The following is a 24,989-nucleotide window of genomic DNA, read 5'->3' on the forward strand; positions in this document are numbered from 1 at the left end:
ATGACGCTCTTCAACTACAAGGCCGTCGATCCGGACGGAAGCACGGTACGGGGCAGTATCGACGCCCTCAACCTGGTCGATCTCGAACGTCGCCTGGAGAAAATGGGGCTCGACCTCGTCACCGCCTCGGCAACACGCCTCGGCCTGTTGCCCATGGGCCGAAGCGTGCCGCGCCGGGAACTCATCCACTTCTGTTTTCACCTCGAGAAACTGCTCCGCGCCGGCGTACCCATTCTCGAAGGGCTGTCCGACCTGCGCGACAGCCTGGAACACCGCCGCTTTCGCGCCATCATCGCCAGCCTGACCGAAGCCATCGAGGGAGGCCAGACGCTGTCGCAGGCCATGAACGGGCAGCCCCGCGCCTTCGACGGCGTGTTCGTCAGCCTGATCCACGCCGGAGAGACCAGCGGCCGCCTGCCCGAAGTACTGGGCCACCTGACCGAATCGCTCAAATGGCGTGACGAACTGGCCTCGCAAACGAAAAAACTGGCGATGTATCCGGCCTTCGTTGGCAGCCTCGTGATCGCGGCGACGTTCACGCTGATGCTCTACATGGTTCCGCAGCTGAAGCTGTTCGTCAAAAACATGGGGCATGCGCTGCCATGGCAGACCCGCGCCCTGTTCATGGTGTCCGACCTGCTCGTCGCCTACTGGCACATCGCCCTGCTGTTGCCGCTCCTGCTCGCCGCAGCGGCACGCGTTCTGCTGCACGCCACGCCGCACCTGCGGCCGCACGTGGACGAACTCAAACTCCGTCTGCCGTTCATCGGCATCCTGCTGCGCAAGATCATCATCGCCCGCTTCGCCAACACCTTTGCCATGCTGTACTCGTCCGGCGTGCCGATACTGCAGGCCATCCGCACCACGCAGGACGGCGCCGGCAATCTCGAAATAAGACGTGGCCTCGAGCGCGTCGAACAACTGGTCATGGAAGGCCAGAACATCACGACGGCGTTCCACCACACCCGCCTTTTCCCGCCCCTCGTCATCCGCATGCTGCGCGTCGGCGAGAACACCGGCACGCTCGACGAAGCACTGGCCAACGTCAGTTACTTCTACAACCGCGACATCAAAGAATCGGTAGAGAAGGCACAGCAACTGATTGAACCGGTCCTGACCCTGCTGCTCGGCTGTCTGCTCGGCTGGATCATGCTCGCCGTGCTGGGACCGGTCTACGACATCATCAGCGCCATCCGGACCTGAGCGCCATGAAAAGCCCTCGCCTGCTTTATCTGACGGCCCACGGTATGCGCGCCTATCGCAGACAAGCCGGGCAGCTGACCCTTGAGGAAGAATTCCCGCCCGAAGTATCCGGTCACCGGCAATTTGGCACCTACCTTGCCCGCCATCCGGACAGCCCCTTCATGCTGCTCGCCAATCTGGCCGAAGAAAGCTTCCTTGAGGAGACCATCCCGCTCCTGCGGAGCCGCGAGCGGCAAGCGGTCATTCAGCGCAGGAGCCGCCAGCATTTCCACCACGCCCGACTGACCGCCTCGCTCTCGCTGGGCATCGAAAAAAGCCGACGCCACGACGAGCGCATCCTGCTCGCCGCACTCACCGGGAAAGAATCGCTGCTCCCCTGGCTCGACGTCATCGGGCACGCCAACACGTTATTGCAGGGCATCCATTCGCTGCCGCTGGCCTCGGCCGTGCTGCTCGACAAACTCCGGCTCCCGGACAAAAATCTTCTGCTGGTGACAATTCAGGACCAGAGCCTGCGCCAAAGCCATTTCGTCCGCGGCGCACTCCGTTTCAGCCGCCTGACCCCGCTGCCGGACGGCAGCGCCGCCGGTATCGCGCAAGCACTGTCCATCGAAACGCAAAAGCTCCAGCGATACCTCGTCAGTCACCACCAGGCGGAAAACAACGAGCCGCTCAACGCTTACCTGCCGGCCCATCAGGACGTCGCCAGGCAGATTCGGGAAAACAGCCCCGATTCGCCGGGCGTCCGCTACCACATCCTCGACATCGGGACATGCGCCCGCAAAGCCGGACTCAAAACCCGTCTGCCCGACAGCGACAGCGAACAACTCCTCCTCGAGCTGCTGGCCAGAAAGCCGCCTCCGGTCCAGTTTGCCGATGACGACTTGCGTCGCCCCTACCGTATCCGACAAGTACGCCGGCAACTGCTCGGCATCGGGGCCAGCGTGCTGCTGCTCTCCCTGATCTACGCCGGCTTTCGCTTCCACGAGACCTACGTCATCAACAAAAACACCGAGCTATTGCGCAGCGAAACGCGGCAGTTCGGGCAGCGCCACGACGAAATCGCAAAAACACTGCCAGCGCTCCCGGTGGATTACGAAACGCTGAGCAACAGCATTGCCAGCTACCAAGCCGTGGCCAGCGACAACGCAACGCCGGACCACTTCTACCGGCAACTGTCTCACGCATTGCAAAGGATTCCAGCGATCGAACTTGACGCCATCGACTGGCAACGCGCCCCAGACAGGATGGCGCCTCCCGGAAAAACCGGAATCCACGCGGCGGAAAGCGCCGTCATCCGGGGCAAGCTCAAAACCGATCCGCAAACGACACCCGACGAGATGCAAAGCGAATTTCACCGCTTGACTGAAGCGCTCGCCGCGCAACCCGGCCTGCACGTTGCGGTCGAGCAGAGCCCCACCATCGTCGAAGCGCCCCAGTCGCACCAAAGCATTGACGAGGCAAACGGCAAGCCCGCGGCCGGAACATTCGTACTGAAGATCACGCGGAGCCCGGGACCATGACACTCTCCGCCAAAGACTTCCAGGCGCTTCGTCCGTACATTGCCGCCGCGCTCGTGATGATCGTTGCGGGCGCGAGCCTGACCCTGCTGGCCAGCCGTGCGATCGCACGTGCCAGCCACGAGGAAAACGAAGCACGAGCCGCCCGCCACGCGGCCTACGCAAGGCTTCAACGCCTGGACAGCGCAGAAAGCCGAATCCGCGAGGATGCCTCCATGTTCGCCACGCTGAGCGCGCGCGGCATCATCGGGGAAGAAAAGCGCCCCGAATGGATCGAACTGCTCAAAGCACTTCGCGACCGCCATCACCTTCCGGGTCTGCACTATGAGCTTGGGCCGCAACGGCAGCTCAACGCTGGAGCGACAGGCACCTCTTTCCTTGTCGCCAGCGCCATGACGCTGCAAATCGATCTACTGCACGAAGAAGACCTGACGCGATTCTTCACCGATCTGCGGCAGCAGGCCAGCGCCGTCCCGCACATCCAGAACTGCCGCCTGAGCCGCCTGCCGCGTGGCGATGGAGAACTCTCTTCCCAGCCAACAGCCGGCCGTCGCGCCAACCTGCAGGCGACTTGCCGGGTGGACTGGATTACGGTCGACATCGCGTCCGCGGACAAGGAGGAAGCGCGATGAGCCCGTCGCCTCACCGCTGGTCCCGCCCGCTACGAACAGCCATGCTTGTCGCCGCCGTTTCCCAGCCCTTCCTCCCGACATCCTTCGCGAGAGCGGCCGAGCAACTCGAACGCCTGTTCTTCACACCGGAAGAACGCCAGCAACTGGATCGCCAACGCGAAATGGAGCTTCGGAACAGGAGCGGCGACGAAAAGGACACCGCCCTCACCGTCAACGGCGTCGTCATGCGCAGCAGCGGCAAACGGACGGTCTGGGTCAATGGTGCTCCATCAAGCGAGGCATCCTCCGACACCGTCTCCCTCACCCCGAACCTCCAGCGCCCGGGCGAATTTTTCGTACGGCGGCCAGGCCACTCGTCTGCCCGAGTCAAAGTCGGCGACACGATAGACCGCCACAGCGGCGAAACGACACTTCTGCTCGGGGAAGGCCATCTTGCGACTCGCAAGGCGGTTCGATGATCGCCCGCTCCGCCGCAATCGCCAAACGCCGGCCATTGCCTCCGACCGGGCGACACGGCGAGTGCGGCGCGGCATTGCTGATCATGCTGCTTGGCGTCGTGCTGGCGTTTACCTCCCTGATTGCATCTCCACTCTCCAAGGCCGCCATCGACGCGCAAAGACAACGCAAGACACTCGCCGCACTCGCCCAGGCCAAACAGGCGCTGATCGCCTGGTCGGTCATGCAGGGCGACATCGGCACCGACAGCAATCACCGGCCGGGCACGCTGCCCTGCCCCGACTCGAACTACTTCGGCAGCGCCAATTCGGGAAACGCCTCGGGAAGCTGCTCTTCCGGCGGCGCGACCGCCATCGGGCGACTTCCCTGGAAAACCCTCGCCACCGGACCGCTACGCGACGCCGACGGCGAACTGCTGTGGTACGTGGTCAGCGACAACTTTCGCCGCCCCGGCCTCAACAATGCGGCCATCAACAGCGACACGCCCGGGACACTCCTCCTTTACGCGGGCGAGGGAGGCACGCGTCTCTCCCCCGCCGGCGACGAACTGGCCGCTCTCATCTTCGCCCCCGGTCCGCCCTTGAACGGCCAGAACCGGCTGACCTTTCCGAACGAGGTTGGCAGTTATCTCGACCGTCATGGCAATTGGAACAACACCTCGACTGTCGGACCTTTCATCGCCGGCCCCTGGCGAGACGCACAAGGCAATGCCGTCATCAACGACCTGATCATCGGAATCAGCGCCCGGGAATTGATCGCGGCCATCGAAAAGCGCGTGTTGGCCGAAGCATCCCAGGCGCAAGAGCGTCACGCGCTCGCCAATGGAGGAAAATATCCCAACCCCGCGGCCGCGAACGGCCTGGGCTGCACGGCCCCGATCGCGAACATCAACGCTGCCGGCACTTGCGCCAGCGACGCCACGACGTGCTTCGGCCGCCTGCCCGAGGACTCGCTGGCCCCGTACGTCGCGCCGTGGTTCCTGAAAAACGGCTGGGGGCGAACAATCGCCTATGCGGTCAACAAGAACGACGCACGGCAAGCGGACGGCAGCAACTGCACCTCGTCATTAAACGTCGATGGCGCGCTGAAACGCTTCGTCCTCATTGCCCCCGGCACTACCCGCCACGGCCGCCCTCGCCCATCCCTGATGCTCTCCGACTATGTCGACGATCCGGCCAACAGCGATGCCTGGTCGGGGAACCCGGACTTTTCCGCCCCCACCCAGAACAGCAACGACCAGATGCGGAGCCGACCGTGACACCGCGCTCGCCAGTTCGCGCCGCTCCCAGTCGGGCAACCGGATTCACCCTCGCCGAACTGGCCATCGTCCTCACCATCATCGCCCTGCTGCTCGGCGGCATGCTGATTCCGCTTTCGGCCCAGCGCGACATCCAGCAAATGAACGAAGCACAGCGACAACTTCTGGAAATCAAGGAAGCACTGCATGGTTTTGCCGTCATCAACGGCCGGCTTCCGTGCCCGACGACGACCAGTGACCCGGCCGCCGCGAAGTACGGCATCGAGGACGCCTCCTGCGTCAACGTCGACGGCTACCTGCCCTGGAAATCGCTCGGTCTCCCCGAAACCGATCCATGGGGCGCCCGCCGCAGCGCGGCGGCAGACCCGTTCACCGGCTACTGGCGCTATCGCGTCGATTCGGCCTTTGCCAGCGCCTTCACTCTAACGACGGAGCCGACCTCGGCCCTGACCGTCAAGGACGCTTCCGGCAACGCCATGACACAAACGACGCCGAACAGTCCCGTCGCCATCCTCTATTCCACCGGCCCCGACCTCACCGCCAACGGCCTGAACGCCGACAGCGACACGACCACCTACGAAGCGGGCGAGCGTTCGTCGAGCATCGATGACCTCGTCGTCTGGATTGGCCGCCCCGTTCTTTTCAGCCGGATGATCACGGCCGGCAAGCTTCCATGAATCCCGTCGCCAGACAAAGGAGCAAACCATGCACAGAACACAACCCGGTTTCACCCTCGTCGAAATCGCCATCGTCCTTGTCATCATCAGCCTGCTGCTCGGCGGCGTCCTAAAAGGGCAGGAGTTGATCAACAGCGCCAAGGTCAAGAACCTCGCCGGCGATTTCCGCAACGTGCAGGCCATGATTTACGGCTATCAGGACAAATACCGGAAATTGCCCGGCGACGACAACGGCGCGCTCACCCGCTTCTCGCCCAACCTGTCCGCCGGACACGCCGGTAACGGCAACGGCGTCCTTCAGGGCCAATGGAACGAAAGCGACCCGGCGGCCGCCAGCAACGGCAACGAATCCGTGCTGCTCTGGGAACACCTGCGCCGCGCCAATCTGGCCACCGGCTCAACCGACTTCAGCTCCAAGGACGCCGCCGCCCAAGCCTTGCCGACCAACGCCGAAAGCGGCCGTTTCGGCCTGAGCGGCACGAAGCCGATCAAAACGATGCTGGGCGGATCTTTCTACGCCTGTTCCGACAACATCGACGGGAAGCACGCCAGCCAACTCGATCTGGCACTCGACGACGGCAAACCCGACACTGGATCAATGCAAGCGATCGCTCAAAGCGAAGGAACAACGCAGGCCGACGGCACAAAGGACGCCAGCGCGCAATACACCGACGGCACCCGCTACACGGCCTGCCTGACCTATTAGCGGTCTCACCCTTTCAGCAAACGCTCCTCGGCCACCGCCAGCGCGGCCGGGATGCCCAGCAGCACCACGACATCGCCGGCCTCGAAGCAGGTATCCGCGGACGGCTCCTGCGTCTTGACGTCACGGCGCCGGATCGCCGTCACCTCGACATCGCCGCCGATCTCAAGCTCGCCCAATAAACGACCAATGGCGTAAGCCCCCTCGGCCAGCGAGACCGAACGCAAGCGCGGTTCTTCACTGTCGCGTTCGCTCTCGTCGATATCGCTTTCGCCATGGAAGAAGCCGCGCAACGTGCGATAACGCGCCACCCGTGTTTCGCGGATGCGCTTGAGCACGCGATTGATCGGCACCCCGGCATGGATCAGCGCATGCGAAGCCAGCATGATCGACGACTCCAGCGTTTCCGGCACCACCTCGGCCGCGCCGGCCCGCAACAGCGCATCGAAATCCTTCTCGTCGAGCGCCCGCACCACCACCGGCACGCCCGGCGCGATTTCCTGCACGTGACGCATCACCCGCTCCGCGGCACGATTGTCGGCAAAGGAAACGATCACCACGCTGGCGCGATTGACGCCGGCGGCGATCAGCGTTTCGCGCCGCGACGAATCACCGTAAACAACGTTTTCGCCCGCGGCCGCCGCTTCGGCGACCCGGTCGGGATCAAGATCCAGCGCCAGATAGGACACGCCCTCGTGCGCCATGAAGCGGGCGATGTGCTGGCCGTTGCGACCGAAGCCGCAGATCACGGCATGCTTTTCCGTACTCATCGCCTTCGCCGCCACCTTGGTCAGCTGCATCGAGCGCATCAGCCACTCGCTGGCCGCAAAGCGCAAGACGATGCGCTCGCTGTAATGCACGATGAACGGCGCCAAGAGCAGCGAAATGACCAGCGCCGCCAACACCTTCTGCACTACCGGCGCCGGCACCACGTCGGCCTGCCGGATGACCGCGAGCAGGACCAGGCCGAATTCGCCGCCGGCGCATAGCCACAGACCGCTGCGCATGGCGCCGCCGGTCGTCGAGCCAAACAGCCGCGACGCCGCGAAAACCAGGCCGAACTTGAGGAACAGGAAACCGGCCAGCAAGGCCGCGACTTCGAGCAGATTTTCGGCAACCAGCGGCAAGTTGAGCATCATGCCGACGGTCACGAAAAAGAGGCCCATCAGCACATCGCGGAACGGCTTGATGTCCTCTTCCACCTGATGCCGGTATTCAGTCTCCGAAATCAGCATGCCGGCAACGAAAGCACCGAGCGCGAGCGACAACCCCGCCGCCTCGGTCAGGTAAGCCAGCCCGAGCGTCACCAGCAGCACGTTGAGCATGAACAGTTCGGCCGACTTGCCGCGCGCCACGACAAAAAACCAGTGGCTCAAAATCCGCTTGCCGAAATGCAGCACGATGGCCAGCATCAGCACCGCCTTGACCAGCGCCAGCCCCATCATCCAGGCCATCCGTTCCGGCGTCTGGGAAAACGACGGGATCAGGATCAACAGTGGCACCACGGCCAGATCCTGGAACAGCAGCACGCCGATGACTTCCCGCCCGTGCGGCGCATCCAGCTCAAGCCGCTCGCTGAGCAACTTGGTCAGCACGGCCGTGGATGACATCGCCAGCGCCCCGCCCAGCGCCACCCCGGCCTGCCAGGACAGGCCCGTCAACACGACAATCCCGGTGACCGCCGTCAGCGTCACCAGCACCTGCACCGAACCGAGCCCGAACACGATGCGCTTCATGGCAAACAGCTTGGGCAGCGAGAATTCAAGCCCGATCGAGAACATCAGGAAGACGATGCCGAATTCCGCCAGATGCTGCACATCGGTCACGTCCCGCACCAGATTCAGCGCATGCGGACCGACCAGCGTGCCGACCAGCAAATAGCCGAGAATCGGCGGCAGATTGAGGCGTCGAAAAATGATGACGGACAGCACCGAAGCGCCCAACAACGTCAGAATGATTGGCAGGGTTTCCATGCGTTTTCTGGCTCTGCTCTGGGATGTGATGGCCCGAAAGCGGACTCACCGGGTTTCGTCGCCATGCCCCCGCCAACCGGGGACACAGGGGGGTTCTGCTATACTTCGACCAATCATAACCGCTGTACCGACATGAACCAAATCCTGCCTTCCAGCAAAGCGCTCGAACTTGCACAACAGGTTCTGCGCATCGAAGCCGACGCCATCCTCGCCCTGATCAATCGTCTGGATTCATCGTTCCTCGACGCGCTGACGCTGATGCTCAACTGTCGCGGCCGCGTCATCGTCTGCGGCATCGGCAAATCCGGCCACATCGGCCGCAAGATCGCCTCGACACTGGCCAGCACCGGCACGCCGGCCTTCTTCGTCCACCCGGCCGAAGCCAGCCACGGCGACCTGGGCATGATTACCGCCAACGACGTCGTGATCGGCATTTCCAATTCCGGCGAAAGCGGCGAGTTGCTCAACATCCTGCCGTCGATCAAACGCCAGGGCGCACACCTGATCGCGCTGACCGGCAAGCCCGAATCGACGCTGGGCCGCAACGCCGACGTCTGTCTGAATACGGCCGTCGAGCAGGAGGCCTGCCCGCTCAACCTCGCCCCGACCGCCAGCACCACCGCCGTACTGGCCATGGGCGACGCGCTGGCCGTCGCGCTGCTCGATGCGCGCGGCTTCGGCGCCGAGGATTTCGCCCGTTCGCACCCCGGCGGTTCGCTCGGCCGCAAGCTGCTGACCCGCCTGTGCGACGTCATGCGTACCGGCGACGCTGTACCGACAGTCGGCCCCGAGACCAGCATCGCCGAGGCCAGCCGTGAAATCTCCCGCTGCGGCATCGGCATGACCGTCGTCGTCGACAACAGCCACAAGATCGTTGGAATCCTGACCGACGGCGACCTGCGCCGCGCCATCGCGCTGGGTCGCGACCTGACGGCACTCTCCGTTGCCGAAGTGATGACGCGCAACCCGCGCCTCATGCGCGGCGGCAAGCTGGCCGCCGAAGCCGTCGAAATCATGGAGCGTTACCAGATCAACCAGATCCCGGTCGCCGACGACAACGGCGTCCTACTCGGCGCCATCAACATGCACGATCTTTTCCGCGCCAAGGCCATCTAATGACCCGCTTCGCCGACGCGCAAGCCCACGCCCACCGCCTCAAACTGATGGCCTTCGACGTCGACGGCGTCCTCACCGATGGTTCTCTGTTCTATTCCGACGACGGCATCGAACTCAAAGCCTTCAACACGCTCGACGGCCTCGGTCTGAAGATGTTGCAGAACGCCGGCCTCCAGGTCGCCATCATCACCGGCCGCAAGGCCGGCTGCGTCGAAGCGCGGATGAAAAACCTCGGCATCGACCTGCTGTTTCAGGGTGTCGGCGACAAACTGGCCGTCATGCAACGTCTGCTGGGCGACTTGGGTCTGCAGGCCGCCGAAGCCGGGTACATGGGCGACGACCTGCCCGATCTGCAAATCATGGCCGGCTGCGGTTTCTCCGCCACGCCGGCCAACGGTCATGCGCTGGCCAAACGCATCGCCCGCCACACCACGCAACTGGCTGGCGGCCACGGCGCCGTACGCGAAATCTGCGAGTTCATTCTCGACGCCCAAGGCAAGCTCGATGCGGCCTATGCGCCCTTCCTGCCCGGCGACCGCGGAGTGGAACGATGAAACCCTGGGGTAGCGCGCTCTTCCCGCTCAGCATTCTGGCGGCGCTGGCTGTCCTGACTTTCTGGCTGCGTTACGCCACCGACCTCCCGTCCGAGCACAGCGACGGCAAATTCCGCCACGACCCCGACTACGTCATTGGTGACGCTCAACTGCGCAAGCTCGACGAAAACGGCGTCCTGCAATACACGCTCAACGCCAAGGAAATCCATCACTATCCGGACGATGACAGCACCGACTTGCGCCAACCGCATCTCGTCTATCAGAAAGCCCAAAAGCCGACCGTCACCATGAGCGCCGACCAAGGCCGCTTGAGTCAGGACAACGAGCGCGTCGATCTCACCGGCAATGTCCGCGTGCTGCGGGCCGCGACGCCCAAGGACGCCGAACTCGTCCTCACGACCACCGAACTGACCGTGCTGCCCGACGACGAAAAAGCCTTCACCGACAAACCGGTGCTGATCACGCAAGGGCCGTCGTGGATCAAGGGCGTCGGCCTGCATATCGACCAGCGAGCACAAACCTACGTCCTCCAATCGCAAGCGACGGCCTCCATCGCCAGCAAATCCGCCAAGAAACCTCAGCCATGATTGATTTCCTCCACACCCACTTCAGCCGGCCTGTGCGGCAGGCCTTGCTGACCGCCTTCGTGGTCATGCTGCCGCTTCATCCGGCACATGCCGAAAAAGCGGACAAGGAAAAACCGATCAACATCGAGGCCGACCGCGTTTCGATGGACGACATCAACAAGGTGCAGGTCTTCGAAGGCAACGTCATGATGACGCAAGGCACCATGCAGTTGCGCACCAGCAAGCTGGTCGTCACGCAGGACGCCGACGGCTTCCAGAAAGGTGTCGCCACCGGCGGGGCCGGCGGGCTTTCCCGTTTCCGGCAAAAGCGCGACAACAGCGACGAGTATTTCGAGGGCGAAGCCGAGCGCATCGTGCATGACGCCCGCTCCGAGAAAACCGAATTCTTCGTGCGCGCCTGGGTGAAAAACGGCCAAGACGAAGTCCGGGGGCACTACATCTCGTATGACGCCCTGAACGAAAGATACGCCGCCACCAACAACGGTGAGACGAAAACCGCGACCGGCGCCCCGCAGGCACGGGTTCGCGCCATCATTCAGCCCAAGGGCAAGAACGCGCCGGCCGAAGACAAAAGCGCCCCGGTCAACCTCAAGCCGGCGCCGAGCACTTCGGCACCGCAGTAACGGCGGTCAAACCGCTCTCAACGCAGAGGTCGCAACGCCTCAATCTCGCCATTGCCACGTCACGCCACGACGTTCGACTTCGCGGCGGATTTCCTCCATCGCCAGATCAACGCGGGCGGCGGCGCCTTCGACGCCCAGCTCAAGATGCTTGCGCTGGCCGTCCCTTCCCAGCATCGGCAGACTGAACAGACGCAGATCGGGATAGTCGGCAACGATGCGCTCCATCAGGTCGAGCAGCGCACTTTCGTAGGCCATCGGCCCGGTCAGCAGAAAGGCCTTTTCGACCTTCGGATTCGTGTTGAACAGATGGCGGTAATGCGTCTCCAGAATCCACTCGGCCATCGGGTGCGCCATCTGGGGGAAGCCGGGCAGGAAGTGGTGATCGCGCACGCGGAATCCCGGCACGCGGTTGAACGGGTTGGGCACGATATCGACGCCGCGCGGGAAAGTGCCGAGCAGCAAGCGCTCCGGTGTCATGTCGTCGGCGAAGCGGGCGCGAATCTCGCGCTCGGCCTCCGGATGCAAGACCAGATCGACGCCCAGCGCCTCGGCCGCCGCCTGCCGCGTATGGTCGTCCGGCGTGTTGCCGATGCCGCCGAAGCTGAACACGACGTCACCGGCCGCGAAGCTGCGCTTCAACGTCTCGACGATACGCGGCCGCTCGTCGCCGATGTACTGCACCCACGACAGACGCAAACCGCGTGCACCAAGCAGTTCGACCAGCTTGGCGAAATGCCGGTCGGTTCGCTTGCCGGACAAAATCTCGTCGCCAATGATCAGTGCCCCAAAATTCATGCTTTGCTCCCCACGATTAAACCCATAAACCGCACTTAACGCAGAGTTCGCAGAGAAACCCCGAGAGAACACAGAGAACAACCACAAAACTCATCCAGCAAAAAGGTTTTTTCTCTGCGCTCTCTGTATCTCTGCGCCCTCTGCGTCGAAAGCGGTTAACTAAAGTCAGTCCGAATGAACACTCACCACCGCGCCTTGCCGCAAGCGGCGCAGCGCCTCAAGACAGAAATGGACGTAAGCCAGCGCGGCCAGCGACGGCGCCAGCAGGCCGAGAAACGGCACATGCGCCAGCAGCGCCATGAGGAGGCCGAGCATCAGCAACGGCATGGCGTGCTGGCGGCGCAGCGCCCGCCATTCGTCATCGGTGGCGTGTTCGGCGAGCGCGTCGTAGGCAAAGGTGCGCCGGTTGAGCCAGCCCATCCAGAACACCGGCAACACGAGCGCCAGCCCGGGAATCAGCCAGAGCGGCAGCGTCAGCAACCATCCGGCGATGAACAGGACCGCCGCCCACACGCTGTTCCAGGTCGAGGCCACAAGGCTGTCATCGCCGAGCGCCGCGAGATCGGCGTAATCGGTCGCCGACAGGTATTTGAGCATCAGCGGCAAAACCAGCACCGCCGCCAACAACATCGCCACGAGATAGCTGCCGGCGAGGATCACCAGCCAGCCGCCAAGCAAGGCCAGCGCCTTCGCCAGCCAGAAGGCGCCCCATTCGGCCACCCAGGTCATTGGCGGCTGCTCGACAAACGCGGTGACGAGTTGCTCAAGCATCAGCACGGACAACACCACCATCAACACCACGGCGGCCAGCGCCGGGCCGAGCATGTACAGCCAGATTTTGCCTCGCCCAAGCGAAGACAAGGTACGCTGCAAAGCCAGCATGACGGCGCCCATGTTTCCTCCTGCGAAATTTACTGAAGTCGGTTATAACGCAAAAACCAACCGCAAACTACACGCCCCGGATCATCATGGCCAACATTCTCATCCTCTACTCGACCGTCGATGGCCACACGCTGAAGATATGCCAACGGCTCAAACAGGTGATCGACCAGACGGGCAACGTCACCACGCTCGCGTCCATCGACGACGGCCAGCGAATCGATCCGGCATCATTCGACAAGATCGTCATCGGCGCCAGCATCCGCTACGGCAAACACCGGCCGAACGTCGCCGACTTCATCAACGCCCACCAGCCACTGCTCGAAAGCCGGCCGAGCGCTTTCTTCACGGTCAACATCGTTGCCCGCAAGCCGGAAAAGAATCGGCCGGAAACCAACCCCTACCTGCGCAAATTCCTCCGGCAGATTTCGTGGAAGCCACAACAGCTGGAAGTCTTCGCCGGCAAGCTCGACTACCCGCGCTACGGCTTTTTCGACCGGCAGATGATCCGCTTCATCATGTATCTCACCAAGGGGCCGACCGATCCATCAACCGTCGTCGAATTCACCGACTGGCCGCGCGTCGAGGCGTTTGGCCGAACCCTCAGCTCGATGTAGTGCCGATCAAATCCCCTCCCACATCTTCTGTAGACGCTTGACCGAAACCGGCGCCGGCGTGCGCAATTCCTGCGCGAACATCTGCACGCGCAGCTCTTCCAGTAACCAGCGGAACTGCTCGACCTGCGGATTCACCACACCCTGCTTGGCCAGCACGATGGCGCGGCGCTCATAATTGGTCCATAGCGGCGCGTATTCGGCCATCAGTTGCGCATCGCGCGACGGATTGGCCTTCAGCTTGTCGAGGCGCATCGCCATCGCCTTCAGGTAGCGCGGGAAGTGCTGCAGGCGCTCGAACGGCGTGTCGGCGATGAAGCGCTTGCCCATCAGCCGCCCCATCTGTTTTTCGATGTCCTGCACGGCGGCAGCATGCGCCTTGAAGGCCGGCAGCTTCTTCTGCACGGCCAGCCATTCGGTCAGCACCAACCCGACCAGCCGGCAGATTTCCTGCGCCAGCAGGCCGAGCCGCGTTTTCGCCTCAACACAGCGCTGCTTGAAGCTCGCCGCATCGGTCGGCCACGGCTCGACGAGGCAGGCGCGGGCGAAGGTGACGTCGAGCAGTTGCTGGCGCAAATCGTCGAGCGAGCCGAGCGCCATGTACTGCATGCCCATCTGCGTCAGGTTCGGCAGGTTCTTCTCGAAATACTTGAGCTGCTCCTTGAATTGCAGTTTGAACAGGCGCAACAGCCCGTCGCCATGCACCGCCTGCGCTTCTTCGAGCGAATCGAACACGCGCAAGGAGACGGAATCACCGTCGTCGTGCAGCGCCGGATAGCCGATCACCTGTTGCCCGCCGACATTCACCTCCATCAGCTCCGGCAGCTCGCCGCACGCCCAGTCGGTCATGCCGGCGTATTCGGACGGCGTTTCGTGCAGGTCGGAGAATTCCTGCTTCGCCTGCCCGCCCCACTCGCCGCGCAAATCGTTGAGGTTGCGGCTCATCGCCAGTTGCCGGCCGTGCTCGTCGATGAGCTTGAAGTTGAACAAGAAGTGCGGCGGCAGGGTATCGGGCCGGAAAGCGTCCGGCGTGATCTCCCAGCCCCGCGCATTGAGGCCACGCGTTTGCAGGATGTAGTGGATCAGCGCCGGGACCAAACCCTTGTCGGACGGCTGCACCGCGCCGACGAACTCGGCGGCGAACTCGGGCACCGGCACCAGTTTCGAGCGGATTTTCTGCGGCAGCGTTTTGACGAGCTGCACGACCTTTTCCTTGAGCAGCCCCGGCACCAGCCATTCGCAGCGCGCCACCGGAATCTGGTTGAGCTGCGCGAGCTGCACCGTCATCGTCACGCCATCGCGCGGCGTTCCCGGCTCGAAGTGGTACGACAGCGGAAAATCCACCCCGCCGAGCTTGATCTGGGGCGGGAACGCCTCGGTCGTCACGCCGGCCGCCTCGTGGCGCATCAAGTCTTCACGCTGCAGATACAGCAGCTTCGGATCTTCGCGTTCGGCTTCCTTGCGCCACTTGTCGAAATCGGCGCCGTTGGTGATGTCTTCAGGAATCAGCCGGTCATAGAACGCAACAATCAGTTCGTCGTCGACCAGCACGTCGGGCCGGCGCGACTTGTGTTCGAGCGTCTCGATGTCGAGCATCAACTGGTGGTTATGCGTGTAGAACGGCCAGCGTCGCGCGTATTCCTCGGCGATTTCGCCCGCCACCAGCCCTTCGCGGATGAAGAGCTCGCGTGCCTCAAGCGGGTTCATCGGGCCGTAATTCACCCGCTTTTTCGGATTGACGACGATGCCGTACAAGGTCGAGCGCTCGAAAGCAACGGCCTGCATCGGCTTCTTTTCCCAGTGCGGGTCGAAATAGATCTTCTTGAGCAGATGTGCGCCGACCTTCTCCAGCCAATCCGGCTCGATGCGCGCCACGCAGCGGGCGAACAGCCTCGTCGTCTCGGTGATTTCGGCGGCGGCAATCCACTTGCCGGCCTTCTTGTTGAGCGGCGAACCGGGATGGATCAGGAACTTGATGCCGCGTGCGCCGAGGTAATGGCCGGAATCCTCCGACTTGCAGCCGATGTTGCCGAGCAGACCGGAGAGCAAGGCACGGTGAATCGCGTCGTACGTCGCCGGAATCTGGTTTTCCTTCCAGTCATGCTCGTTGGCGAGGCCGTGCAACTGGCTGTGGATGTCGTGCCACTCGCGCATGCGCAGCGCCGAAAGGAAGTTGGCATGGCAGGCCTGTACCAGCTTCTTGTGCGACTTTTTGTTCTCCAGCTCGCCCTCGTACCACTGCCAGAGCTTGAGCCAGGAGAGGAATTCCGATTTTTCGTCGGCGAATTTCTTGTGCGCGGCGTCGGCGGTGCCCTGCTTCTCCTGCGGACGATCGCGCGGGTCCTGCACGGTCAGCGCGGCGGCGATGACCAGCATTTCCTTGAGGCAACCTTCGTCGCGCGCCGCAACGATCATGCGCGCCACACGCGGGTCGAGCGGCATCTTGGCCAGCTCCTGCCCAACCGGCGTCAGCGAGCGCTCTTCGGTCACCGCACCCAGTTCGAGCAACAGCTGGTAACCGTCACTGACCGCCTTGGGCGGCGGCGCTTCAATGAAGGGGAATTTCTCGACGTCGCCGAGGCGCAACCCCTTCATGCGCAGGATGACACCGGCCAGCGATGAGCGCAGGATTTCCGGATCGGCGAACGGCGGACGCTTGGCAAAATCGTCCTCGTCGTAGAGGCGGATGCAGACGCCGGCCGACACCCGCCCGCAACGTCCGGCGCGCTGGTTGGCCGCCGCTTGCGCGATCTTCTCGATCTGCAACTGCTCGACCTTGTTGCGGTACGAATAGCGCTTGACGCGCGCCAGCCCGGTATCGACGACGTAGCGGATGCCCGGCACGGTCAGCGACGTTTCGGCGACGTTCGTCGCCAGCACGATGCGCCGGCCCTGATGCGGCTTGAAAATGCGCGATTGTTCCTCGGCCGAAAGGCGGGCAAAGAGCGGCAGGATTTCCGTCTGCGCGCCGCCGCGGTTGAACGTGTGCTTGCGCAAAGCTTCCGCCGCGTCGCGGATTTCGCGCTCGCCGGGCAGGAAGACGAGGATGTCGCCGGGGCCGATGCGGTTCAACTCGTCGCAGGCATCCACAATCGCGTCGTACAGATCGCGCTCGTCGTCTTCCTCCGCTTCTTCCATCTGCACCGGGCGATAGCGGATGTCGACCGGGAACATCCGGCCGGAAACCTCGATTACCGGCGCCTTGTTGAAATGCTCGGAGAACCGCTCGGCGTCGATGGTCGCCGAGGTAATGATTACCTTGAGGTCGGGACGCTTCGGCAGCAACTGCTTGAGATAGCCGAGCAGAAAGTCGATGTTCAGGCTGCGTTCGTGCGCCTCGTCGATGATCAGCGTGTCATAGGCCGACAGTTGCGGATCGCCCTGCGTTTCGGCCAGCAGGATGCCGTCGGTCATCAGCTTGATGTACGACTGCGGCGACGTGCGGTCGGTGAAACGGATCTTGTAGCCGACCACCTTGCCGAGCTCGCTCTCCAGCTCCTGCGCGATGCGCGATGCCGTCGAACGTGCCGCGATCCGGCGCGGCTGCGTGTGGCCGATCAGGCCGGTCGTGCCGCGCCCGAGCTCGAGACAGATTTTCGGCAACTGCGTCGTCTTGCCGGAGCCGGTTTCGCCGCAGACGATGACGACCTGATGCTTGGCGATCAGCGCGGCGATTTCGGCGCGGCGCTCGTTGACCGGCAGCTCTTCCGGGAATTTCGGCTTCGGCAGGTTTTCGCGGCGAGTCGCCACAATGGCGCGGGATTTTTCCAGCAGCTTTTCAAACTCGGCCTGCAGCGCATCGCGCTTGGCGCCAAACAGATGGCGCAGGTCGCGCTTCATCGAAGCGAGGCGACGGGAATCGGCGGCGAGGACATCGAAGGCCACAGGCTGTCGGTCATGGCCTCCTTTTTGTTTGCCGGGTGCGCGTGGTGCGGCGTGTTCAGTCTTGGGGGAAATATCGTTCATCGCGCAATTATCGCGCAGACGGGGGGAGGTACGGCAGACTCGGATCAAACAAGGGACGAATCGTCACTGCCCGGGCGTTTTCATGAGCGGGCAGCAACTGAGCGGGGCCATCGCGTCAGCGTAGGCCGTAGACATGCAAAGAAGCTGAAAGTATGCTGCACGGTTACAGCAGAAGCGCACAAAAAACCGTGGTCTGTCCCCGTTTGTTTCCGGGCGTTTTCATGCCGATGAGGGGGACAGACCACGGTTTCATACTATCCTGCTTCCGTCTTGACCTTACGGAGCCCTCCCCATGCCACGCCGCGCTCGACTGACCTTGCCCAACGTCCCCATGCACGTCATTCAGCGCGGCAACAACCGGCAAGCCTGTTTCTTTGCCGATGAGGACTATCGTTTCTATCTCGACTGGCTGAAGGAATATGCGTCGAAAACCGGTTGCCGGATTCACGCTTACGTGCTGATGACGAATCACGTGCATCTGCTGGTTTCCGCCGATTCCGGCAATGGCGTCGGCGCGCTGATGAAGGCGCTGGGCCAGCGCTATGTCCAGTATGTAAACCGCACCTACCGGCGTTCCGGTTCACTCTGGGAGGGGCGCTTTCGCTCCTGCCCGACGCAGGAGGAATCCTATCTGCTCGCTTGCCAGCGCTATATCGAACTCAATCCGGTTCGCGCCGGCATGGTGGAGCATCCGGGCGATTATCGGTGGTCCAGCTATCGCACGAATGCGCAGGGCGAAGCCAGCGATCTGGTCACGACGCACGCTCTGTACGATGGTCTTGGCGCCGACCCTGCTTGCCGGCAAGTCGCTTACAGGGAACTCTTCCGCTACGAACTGGAGCCGGGCGTAGTCGATGCGATCCGGAACGCAACAAACGGAAATTTCGCGCTCGGCAATTCGCGCTTCACAGAAGAGATTTCCCGTGCACTCGGACGGCGCGCAACCCCCGGAAAATCCGGGCGGCCGCGAAAGCAGGATGAGACAACTGCGCAAGAATTGATTTGAATTGCACGAACAGAAACCGTGGTCTGCCCCCTGTTTAATCCTCTGAGCGGGCAGCAACTGAGCGGGCCATCGCGTCAGCGTAGGCCGTAGACATGCAAAGAAGCTGAAAGTATGCTGCACGGCTACGGCAGAAGCGCACGAAAAAACCGTGGTCTGTCCCCGTTTATTGCCTTTCAAGTGTCACACAGCCCAGACGCCAAGGTCATCCGCTTCGATTGGAACGGCACGTTGAGGCCCGAAACGGCCCCGGATAGGTAGTCACGGCGAACAGGTCGGCCGTTGAAATTCCATCCAGTTAATCGCCCGCTTCGTTCATGTCCGGCGCGATGACTGCGCAATGCTTGCCGGCTCCCTTGGCCGCATAGAGCGCACGGTCGGCGCTGCCGAGCAGGTCGTCAGCCGTAATCCCGGAAAATGGGTACACCGCCACGCCGATGCTGGCCGAGATCGGGGAGCGCGCGCCGGGGTACGGTTCGGCGAGCAAGGCGACGAGCCGCTGTGCGGTTTGCATCGCGATATCCCGGTCTGCGTCGCCGAGGAGAACGGAAAATTCGTCGCCCCCCATGCGCGCCGCGATGTCGGAGGTGCGGATGCAGCCGGCGATGCGTTTGGCGACCTTTTGCAGCACGAGGTCGCCCATCGCATGCCCCTGCTGGTCATTGACCGCCTTGAAACCGTCGAGATCGATGGCCAGCACGGCCAGCCCGCCCGGACGCCGCTTGAGCCGCGCCAGATGCCGATGCAGCAGTTCGTCGAACAGTGCCCGGTTGGCAAGGCCGGTCAGGATGTCGTGGCTGGCGCGATGGCTGACCTGGGCCATGACGTGCGACGCCTGCACGATGGCATCGCCGACGGCCTCGGCTTCGACCAGCTGGACGTCCGGCAATTCGACCGTTTTTCCCTTGCCAAGCGCCCGTGCCGCCTCGTTCAGGTCGCAAACGGCGGAAAGCACGCGATTGGCGACGCGCCTCGCCAGCCAGAGGCCGACGACAAGCGCCAGCGCCGTCGCCGCGACGGCAAAGCCGATCTGGCGATAGAGCACAACGTTGAGCGCGGCTTTCGGTGCGCCGACGGCAATCGACCAGCTCCAGGCCGATGAACGCGAGAACGCTACGTAAGTTGGCACGCCCTCTTTCGTTAACGCCTCCAGCGTGCCTTCATGGCTCGAGCGGAGGCGCTCAACCAGCGGGGCCGTCGCCTTTTGGCCGATGAAGCTTTCCGCATTCTGCGAACGAGCGGCAATCAGGCCATTGCCGTCGAGCATCGCCACGACCCAGCCCGGCGGCAACGCCCGAGACTCGAAGCGCTTGCTCAAGCGCTCCGGCGCCAGCCCGGCATTCAGGCCATATCGCACGTGTTCACCGATTTTGACCGGCACCGCCATCACCAGGACGGGCTGCTGCCGCATCGGGCAGACAACCAGGTCCGACAACGCCGGCACGCCAGTCTCGAAGACTGCCGGCAGCGGCGCCGGCATTTTGTTGGTAGACAAGGCGCCGCCATAAGGCAAAAGGGTATTGAGCAACTGCCCGCCTTCCCGGTCGGACAGGATGTAGTTGTAGACCAGCCGGGCTTCGAGCGCATCCGTGGCCAGACGATGAAAAGCGGCCAGATTTCCCTCCGCCAAATCGCCCGAGGTCGCCAGAACCCTGAGCCCGGCTTCGATGGCCGCCAGTTCGCGATCCACGTCGGCGGCGATTTCGCGGGCCATCAGGAGCGTGCTGCTATAAATCTGCGTGCGTTGCGCTTCGTAGTGGGAATAGACGAGCCAGCCGGAGACGGCGGCGGCCGGCACCACGCACACCGCAACGAGCACCATCAGGCTGACGCGCAGGGAATAGCGGCGTTTTCTCGGCAATGACATGGCCCGCCCGCCCCTTCATGCCACGCCAGCCACCCGGCCACTTACGCCGTTTTCCATCGACACACCTCCCGTCGGCACCGCCGTATCACTTAAGTGATAGCAGATGCTGGCAAAAGATAAACGACAACATGGCGCTTCGTCGATTTAGCCACGCTGTTTCCGACTCCGGAGAATGCCGCAACAGCCGTCAGCGGTTAAAATGAGCCGCTTATGGAATCAAGGACCCCGCCGTGAGCACCCCCGACAAAGACAATATCGAAAATAAAGACATCGCCGCACCGGCGACCAACTTCGTCCGCAACATCATCGACGCCGATCTGGCGGCCGGAAAATTCGCCCAGCGCCGCTGGTCGGGGCAACCGGGGCTCGGCGCCCAGCAACTCGGCGGCGCGCTTGATCCGGCAAAAATCCGCACGCGCTTTCCGCCGGAACCGAACGGCTACCTGCATTTCGGCCACGCCAAGTCGATCTGCCTGAACTTCGGCCTCGCCCGCGACTACGGCGGCCGTTGCCACCTGCGTTTCGACGACACCAACCCGGAAAAGGAAGACAAGGAATACGTCGATTCGATCATCGACGCCGTGCATTGGCTCGGTTTCTCGTGGGAGAAAGACGGTGAAAGCAACCTGTACCACGCCTCGAACTACTTCGACTGGATGGCGAAGTGCGCCGACTACCTGATCGAGTCCGGCCACGCTTACGTCGACAGCCAGAGCGCCGACGAAATGCGCGCCAGCCGCGGCACGCTGACGCAAGCCGGCACGGATTCGCCGTTCCGCAAGCGCAGCGTCGAGGAAAACAAGGATCTCTTCCGCCGCATGAAGGCCGGCGAATTCCCCGACGGCGCCCACATTCTGCGCGCCAAGATCGACATGGCCTCGCCCAACATCAACCTGCGTGATCCGGCGATCTACCGCATCCGCCACGCCACGCACCACAACACCGGTGACAAGTGGTGCGTCTATCCGATGTACACCTTCGCCCACCCGATCGAGGACGCGCTGGAAAACATCACGCATTCAATCTGCACGCTCGAATTCGCCGACCAGCGCCCGTTCTACGACTGGCTGCTCGACCACTTGGCCGAGGGTGGCCTGCTGCAGCGCCCGGTGCCGCAGCAGATCGAGTTCTCGCGTCTGAACCTGACCTACGTTGTGCTCTCCAAGCGCAAGCTGATCCAGCTCGTCGAGGAAAAGCACGTCAGCGGCTGGGACGATCCGCGCCTGCCGACGCTGGTCGGCGCCCGCCGTCGCGGCTACACGCCGGACGGCTTCCATCTGTTTGCCGAGCGCATCGGCGTCTCCAAGGCCGATTCGCTGATCGACTACGTGCTGTTCGAGGACTGCATGCGTGACGTGCTCAACGAATCGGCCGAGCGCCGCGTCGCCGTGCTCGACCCGTTGAAGCTGATCATCGACAACTACCCGGAAGGCCAGAGCGAGGAGTGCGTCGTACACAACCACCCGTTCAAGCCGGAAATGGGCACGCGCATCATGCCGTTCTCGCGCGAACTGTGGATCGAGCGCGAGGACTTCATGGAAGTGCCGAGCAAGGGTTTCCGCCGCCTCTTTCCCGGAAACATGGCGCGCCTGCGCCATGGCTACGTCGTCGAATGCACCGGCTGTGACAAGGACGAAAACGGCAACGTCGTCGCCGTGCATTGCACCTACCTGCCCGACACCAAGAGCGGCACGCCGGGTGCCGACAGCGTCAAGGTCAAGGGCAACCTGCATTGGGTGTCCGTCGCCGACGCCTGCCCGGCCGAGGTGCGCCTGTACGACCGGCTGTTCAGCGTGCCGGCGCCCGGTTCCCGTCGCGAAGGCGATCCGGAAGGTTTCGAGCACAGCTTCATCGACGACATCAACCCGGACAGCGTGCAGGTCATCACCGCACAACTCGAACCGGCGCTAAAAGAGGCCAAGCAGGAAGACCGCTTCCAGTTCGAACGCCACGGCTACTTCGTCGCCGACCGCGTCGATTCAAAGGATGGCGCGCCGGTGTTCAACCGGACGGTGACGCTGAAGGATTCGTGGGGCAAGGCGAAGTAACGCCACTTCACCGTTGAAGCCCCTGCCGGCGACGGAAGGGGCTGATCCCGCTTGCCGTCGCCTACAGACTCGGCGAACGGCCCGACGCCCGAGAAAGCATGAGCAAGGTCTGCACGCCGATGATCCCGTCGTCGGCAAGCCCGGCCTTGCGCTGGAATTGAGCGACCAATTGTCGAAGCGGCACATCGGCGCTTTCAGAGGCCCCCAGCGCCTCGTAAACCCAGCGCGGCGGCTCCTTCTGCAGCTTCGCCAACGCCTTGGCTGTCAGCTGGCTATCGTCCTCATAACCGCGCGGCGGCTGCCAGAGCACGGTGAACTCGCCGGTCCAGTAAAACGCCAGCCGTTGCAGACTGACCTTTACCGGCTGGCCGCCAACAATCAAACTGGCCTGATCGCCGGAAACGGCCTCGATGAGCGCATGAAACGGGCGCTGATCGGCATCGCGCAGCGTCAACACGGCGGGAGAATTGAGCTGGCGGAACTGATGCCAGCCCTTGTTCGCGGCAGAAAAGCAGCGCAGACGGTACTTCTTCGCGACGAGGCACGCCTCTTTCTCGTCGGAGATCGACTCCACCGCCTCGGCCGGCACCTCCCAGCGCTGCAACAGCGCCCGGAAGGCCATCGCCGCATCGCCCGACGAAGCCTCCAGCCGGTCGTCGGGCGATGCCGTCGCACGCGCGATGAAAGGATGCGGTTCTTTTCCGGCGACGAAATCCGCCAGATCGCTCGCCACCGGCGGGGAAACCAACCACACGACGCCAGCCGCGATCGACGCCAACGCCGCACCGAGCGCACCGAAACGCCAGCCTGAGCCGGCCGTTCGCCGCCCGAACACATCGTCGCCGAATACTTCGCGCGCCGCCTTGTCGAGAATGCGCCGGGTGACGACGCGGCTGCTTTCAACGTAGGCGCCGAGCAGGGCGCGGTCGCACAACACGTTGATCAGGCGCGGCACGCCGCCGGTACGCTGGTAAATCGCCTTGAGCACGGCGGCCGGAAACAAGGACTCGGCAAGCTCCGGGGCCGCGCCGGAGGTGACGAGGCGGTGCCGGACATAGCTCGCCAGCTCCGCCATCGAGAGCGGCTCGAGGTGATAACGGGCCACGACGCGCTGGGACAGTTGCCGCAGTTCCTCGCGGCCGAGCAAGGTGCGCAATTGCGGCTGGCCGATGAGGATGATTTGCAGCAGCTTGTGCTCGGTCGTTTCCAGATTCGTCAGTAGCCGGATCTGTTCAAGGACGTCCATGGACAGGTTCTGCGCCTCGTCGATCACCAGCAGCGCATTCTTGCCGGCGGCATGGATGTCGAGCAGGCGGGCATTGATCAGATCCGTCAAAGGCTTGGTACTCGTCACGCCGGCCGGTCGCTCGATACCGAATTCGTCGCAGATGGTCGCCAGCAGCTCCTCCGACGAGATTTTCGGATTGAAGATAAAGGCCGTCTGGTACTGCTCCGGCACGACTTTCAGGAAATGGCGGCACAGTGTCGTCTTGCCGGTGCCGATTTCGCCGGTCAGCAGGACAAATCCCCCCTGGTGCGCCGTGCTGTAGAGCAGGTGCGCCAGCGCTTCCTGATGCTTCTCGGTCAGATAGAGGAACCCGGGATCGGGCGCAATCGAGAACGGCGTCGCAGAAAGGCCAAAGAAACTCAGATACATATCAGTGGAAGACCGCCTTGTTGGTGCGAATGCCCTTGTAGTTCAACGTCATCCCCGAGGCGGTAATCTGCTCGACGACCAGCCCGGAAGGCAGCGTGTCGCCCTCGCGCATGGCACGTCCGTCGAGGATCACCATGCGATCCGCCGGCCGGTTGGAGTAGACATGCGCGGAGATGGGCATCGCCTGAATCTGCTTCGCGAGTTCGGGCGGCATTTCGGGGGCAGTTGGCGGCGCCGGAGACGGATTGTCCGCGACGGGAAGCGGGCGCGCGGGCTTCGGCTCCGGCTCTGCCACGACCGCCGACACGGGTTTTGGCGCGGCCGGCGGCGCCTTCTCGACGGGCTTCGGTGCGCGTTGTTCAGCATGGTTTGCCGCCTTCGCTTCTTCAACCGATGGAACGACTTCCTGCTTCGCCAGCGTTTTCTCGACCGGGGCAGCCCTCACATAAGCGCGTGCACCGGGAACCGCTACCGCTTTCCCGCCAGCGGCGGCATCAGCGACGAGCGGCGGCTCCTGCGACGCATTCCCGCCGAATCTGCGAACTTGATGCCCGGCGCCGAGCATGAGCGCGATACCCGCCGCCACAACCATGACAGCCACGAAAAACCACCGGCTCGACAGGAAGACGATGCGTCGGTTGCCGGCCGCATGTGGAATGACGTCCGGAATGGCCGGGCCGGACGCCAATCGGGCCCGTTCTTCGCTCGATTTTTTGAGCGCCTCAAGGATGTAGGACATGGATGGACACCCAATGGAACTTTGACGAACAATAAGGCGACAAAGTATCACCGTACGCTCTCGCAAACGCAATAAACAGAGAAGCAATCCCGGACACGCCAGACGCACCCAAATCGTGC

Annotated in this window: 21 protein-coding genes; 14 read left to right on the plus strand and 7 right to left on the minus strand. The window is 63.2% G+C overall.

All coding sequences use genetic code 11. The features are described 5' to 3' along the window. From GH659_RS11160 to GH659_RS11185, 7 genes are read left to right on the plus strand one after another with little or no spacing between them, the layout of a single operon-like run. The gene (locus GH659_RS11160) at positions 1–1,203 is read left to right on the plus strand and encodes a type II secretion system F family protein (protein WP_153111483.1); all 1,203 of its coding nucleotides are present in this window, start codon (positions 1–3) and stop codon (positions 1,201–1,203) included. A gap of 5 nt (positions 1,204–1,208) precedes the next feature. Further along, complete coding sequence (locus GH659_RS11165; protein ID WP_153111484.1) at positions 1,209–2,726, plus strand: hypothetical protein; 1,518 nt, start codon at positions 1,209–1,211, stop codon at positions 2,724–2,726. Further along, positions 2,723–3,355 (plus strand): hypothetical protein, encoded by a 633-nt coding sequence (locus GH659_RS11170; protein WP_153111485.1) that lies wholly within the window; start codon positions 2,723–2,725, stop codon positions 3,353–3,355. The genes GH659_RS11165 and GH659_RS11170 overlap by 4 nt, the downstream gene beginning before the upstream one ends. Continuing rightward, positions 3,352–3,813: a hypothetical protein gene (locus GH659_RS11175; protein WP_153111486.1), complete on the plus strand. Its 462-nt coding sequence runs from the start codon at positions 3,352–3,354 to the stop codon at positions 3,811–3,813. Before GH659_RS11170 ends, GH659_RS11175 begins: the two co-directional genes overlap by 4 nt. Continuing rightward, entirely contained in the window at positions 3,810–5,069 is a 1,260-nt protein-coding gene (locus tag GH659_RS14800) for a hypothetical protein (RefSeq protein WP_170285875.1), read from the plus strand. The genes GH659_RS11175 and GH659_RS14800 overlap by 4 nt, the downstream gene beginning before the upstream one ends. Next, positions 5,066–5,746 carry a type II secretion system protein gene (locus tag GH659_RS14805; RefSeq protein ID WP_170285876.1) on the plus strand — a complete coding sequence of 227 codons (681 nt, stop codon included), beginning with the start codon at positions 5,066–5,068 and terminating at the stop codon, positions 5,744–5,746. Before GH659_RS14800 ends, GH659_RS14805 begins: the two co-directional genes overlap by 4 nt. A 28-nt stretch (positions 5,747–5,774) precedes the next feature. After that, entirely contained in the window at positions 5,775–6,452 is a 678-nt protein-coding gene (locus GH659_RS11185) for a type II secretion system protein (RefSeq protein ID WP_153111488.1), read from the plus strand. A gap of 5 nt (positions 6,453–6,457) precedes the next feature. On the opposite strand, the gene GH659_RS11190 is transcribed toward GH659_RS11185, so the two are convergent. Further along, entirely contained in the window at positions 6,458–8,422 is a 1,965-nt protein-coding gene (locus GH659_RS11190; protein ID WP_153111489.1) for a monovalent cation:proton antiporter family protein, read from the minus strand. A gap of 132 nt (positions 8,423–8,554) precedes the next feature. Here GH659_RS11190 and GH659_RS11195 point away from each other — a divergent pair, with 132 nt between their 5' ends. The 4 genes from GH659_RS11195 to lptA are packed head-to-tail and all read left to right on the plus strand — an operon-like array spanning position 8,555 to position 11,302. Then, entirely contained in the window at positions 8,555–9,538 is a 984-nt protein-coding gene (locus GH659_RS11195) for a KpsF/GutQ family sugar-phosphate isomerase (RefSeq protein ID WP_153111490.1), read from the plus strand. Further along, positions 9,538–10,092 (plus strand): KdsC family phosphatase, encoded by a 555-nt coding sequence (locus GH659_RS11200; protein WP_153111491.1) that lies wholly within the window; start codon positions 9,538–9,540, stop codon positions 10,090–10,092. The genes GH659_RS11195 and GH659_RS11200 overlap by 1 nt, the downstream gene beginning before the upstream one ends. Continuing rightward, positions 10,089–10,679, plus strand: a complete 591-nt coding sequence (gene lptC / locus GH659_RS11205) for an LPS export ABC transporter periplasmic protein LptC (protein WP_153111492.1) — start codon at positions 10,089–10,091, stop codon at positions 10,677–10,679. Before GH659_RS11200 ends, lptC begins: the two co-directional genes overlap by 4 nt. Beyond that, positions 10,676–11,302 (plus strand): lipopolysaccharide transport periplasmic protein LptA, encoded by a 627-nt coding sequence (gene lptA, locus GH659_RS11210; RefSeq protein ID WP_246167818.1) that lies wholly within the window; start codon positions 10,676–10,678, stop codon positions 11,300–11,302. Before lptC ends, lptA begins: the two co-directional genes overlap by 4 nt. A gap of 39 nt (positions 11,303–11,341) precedes the next feature. Here the strand turns inward: lptA and GH659_RS11215 are convergent, their stop codons facing one another. Together GH659_RS11215 and GH659_RS11220 are read right to left on the minus strand one after the other, a co-directional pair. Then, on the minus strand, positions 11,342–12,097 hold the full coding sequence (locus GH659_RS11215) for a competence/damage-inducible protein A (RefSeq protein WP_153111493.1): 756 nt from the start codon (positions 12,095–12,097) through the stop codon (positions 11,342–11,344). Positions 12,098–12,262: 165 nt separating this feature from the next. Further along, positions 12,263–12,991, minus strand: coding sequence for an EI24 domain-containing protein (locus GH659_RS11220; protein WP_153111494.1), 729 nt, complete (start codon positions 12,989–12,991; stop codon positions 12,263–12,265). A gap of 74 nt (positions 12,992–13,065) precedes the next feature. On the opposite strand from GH659_RS11220, the gene hemG reads away from it, so the two are divergent. Then, complete coding sequence (gene hemG / locus GH659_RS11225) at positions 13,066–13,593, plus strand: menaquinone-dependent protoporphyrinogen IX dehydrogenase (protein ID WP_153111495.1); 528 nt, start codon at positions 13,066–13,068, stop codon at positions 13,591–13,593. A 6-nt stretch (positions 13,594–13,599) separates the two neighbouring features. On the opposite strand, the gene hrpA is transcribed toward hemG, so the two are convergent. Beyond that, complete coding sequence (hrpA, locus tag GH659_RS11230) at positions 13,600–17,556, minus strand: ATP-dependent RNA helicase HrpA (RefSeq protein ID WP_211364211.1); 3,957 nt, start codon at positions 17,554–17,556, stop codon at positions 13,600–13,602. A 292-nt stretch (positions 17,557–17,848) separates the two neighbouring features. Here hrpA and GH659_RS11235 point away from each other — a divergent pair, with 292 nt between their 5' ends. Beyond that, a complete protein-coding gene (locus tag GH659_RS11235; protein WP_153111496.1) occupies positions 17,849–18,562 on the plus strand; it encodes a transposase in 714 nt (237 codons plus the stop codon). Positions 18,563–18,857: 295 nt separating this feature from the next. Here GH659_RS11235 and GH659_RS11240 read toward each other — a convergent pair whose 3' ends face one another. Beyond that, positions 18,858–20,426 carry a sensor domain-containing diguanylate cyclase gene (locus GH659_RS11240; protein ID WP_153111497.1) on the minus strand — a complete coding sequence of 523 codons (1,569 nt, stop codon included), beginning with the start codon at positions 20,424–20,426 and terminating at the stop codon, positions 18,858–18,860. Between the two features lie 230 nt (positions 20,427–20,656). Between GH659_RS11240 and GH659_RS11245 the strand changes: the two genes are divergently transcribed. Beyond that, entirely contained in the window at positions 20,657–22,474 is a 1,818-nt protein-coding gene (locus GH659_RS11245; protein WP_246167819.1) for a glutamine--tRNA ligase/YqeY domain fusion protein, read from the plus strand. Between the two features lie 61 nt (positions 22,475–22,535). On the opposite strand, the gene GH659_RS11250 is transcribed toward GH659_RS11245, so the two are convergent. Next, positions 22,536–24,131 carry an ExeA family protein gene (locus GH659_RS11250; protein WP_153111498.1) on the minus strand — a complete coding sequence of 532 codons (1,596 nt, stop codon included), beginning with the start codon at positions 24,129–24,131 and terminating at the stop codon, positions 22,536–22,538. 1 nt (position 24,132) lies between these two features. Continuing rightward, positions 24,133–24,870, minus strand: a complete 738-nt coding sequence (locus tag GH659_RS11255) for a general secretion pathway protein GspB (protein WP_153111499.1) — start codon at positions 24,868–24,870, stop codon at positions 24,133–24,135. Positions 24,871–24,989 lie beyond the last annotated feature (119 nt).

This window comes from Propionivibrio limicola (genome assembly GCF_009469695.1).
In the GTDB taxonomy this organism is placed as follows: domain Bacteria; phylum Pseudomonadota; class Gammaproteobacteria; order Burkholderiales; family Rhodocyclaceae; genus Propionivibrio; species Propionivibrio limicola.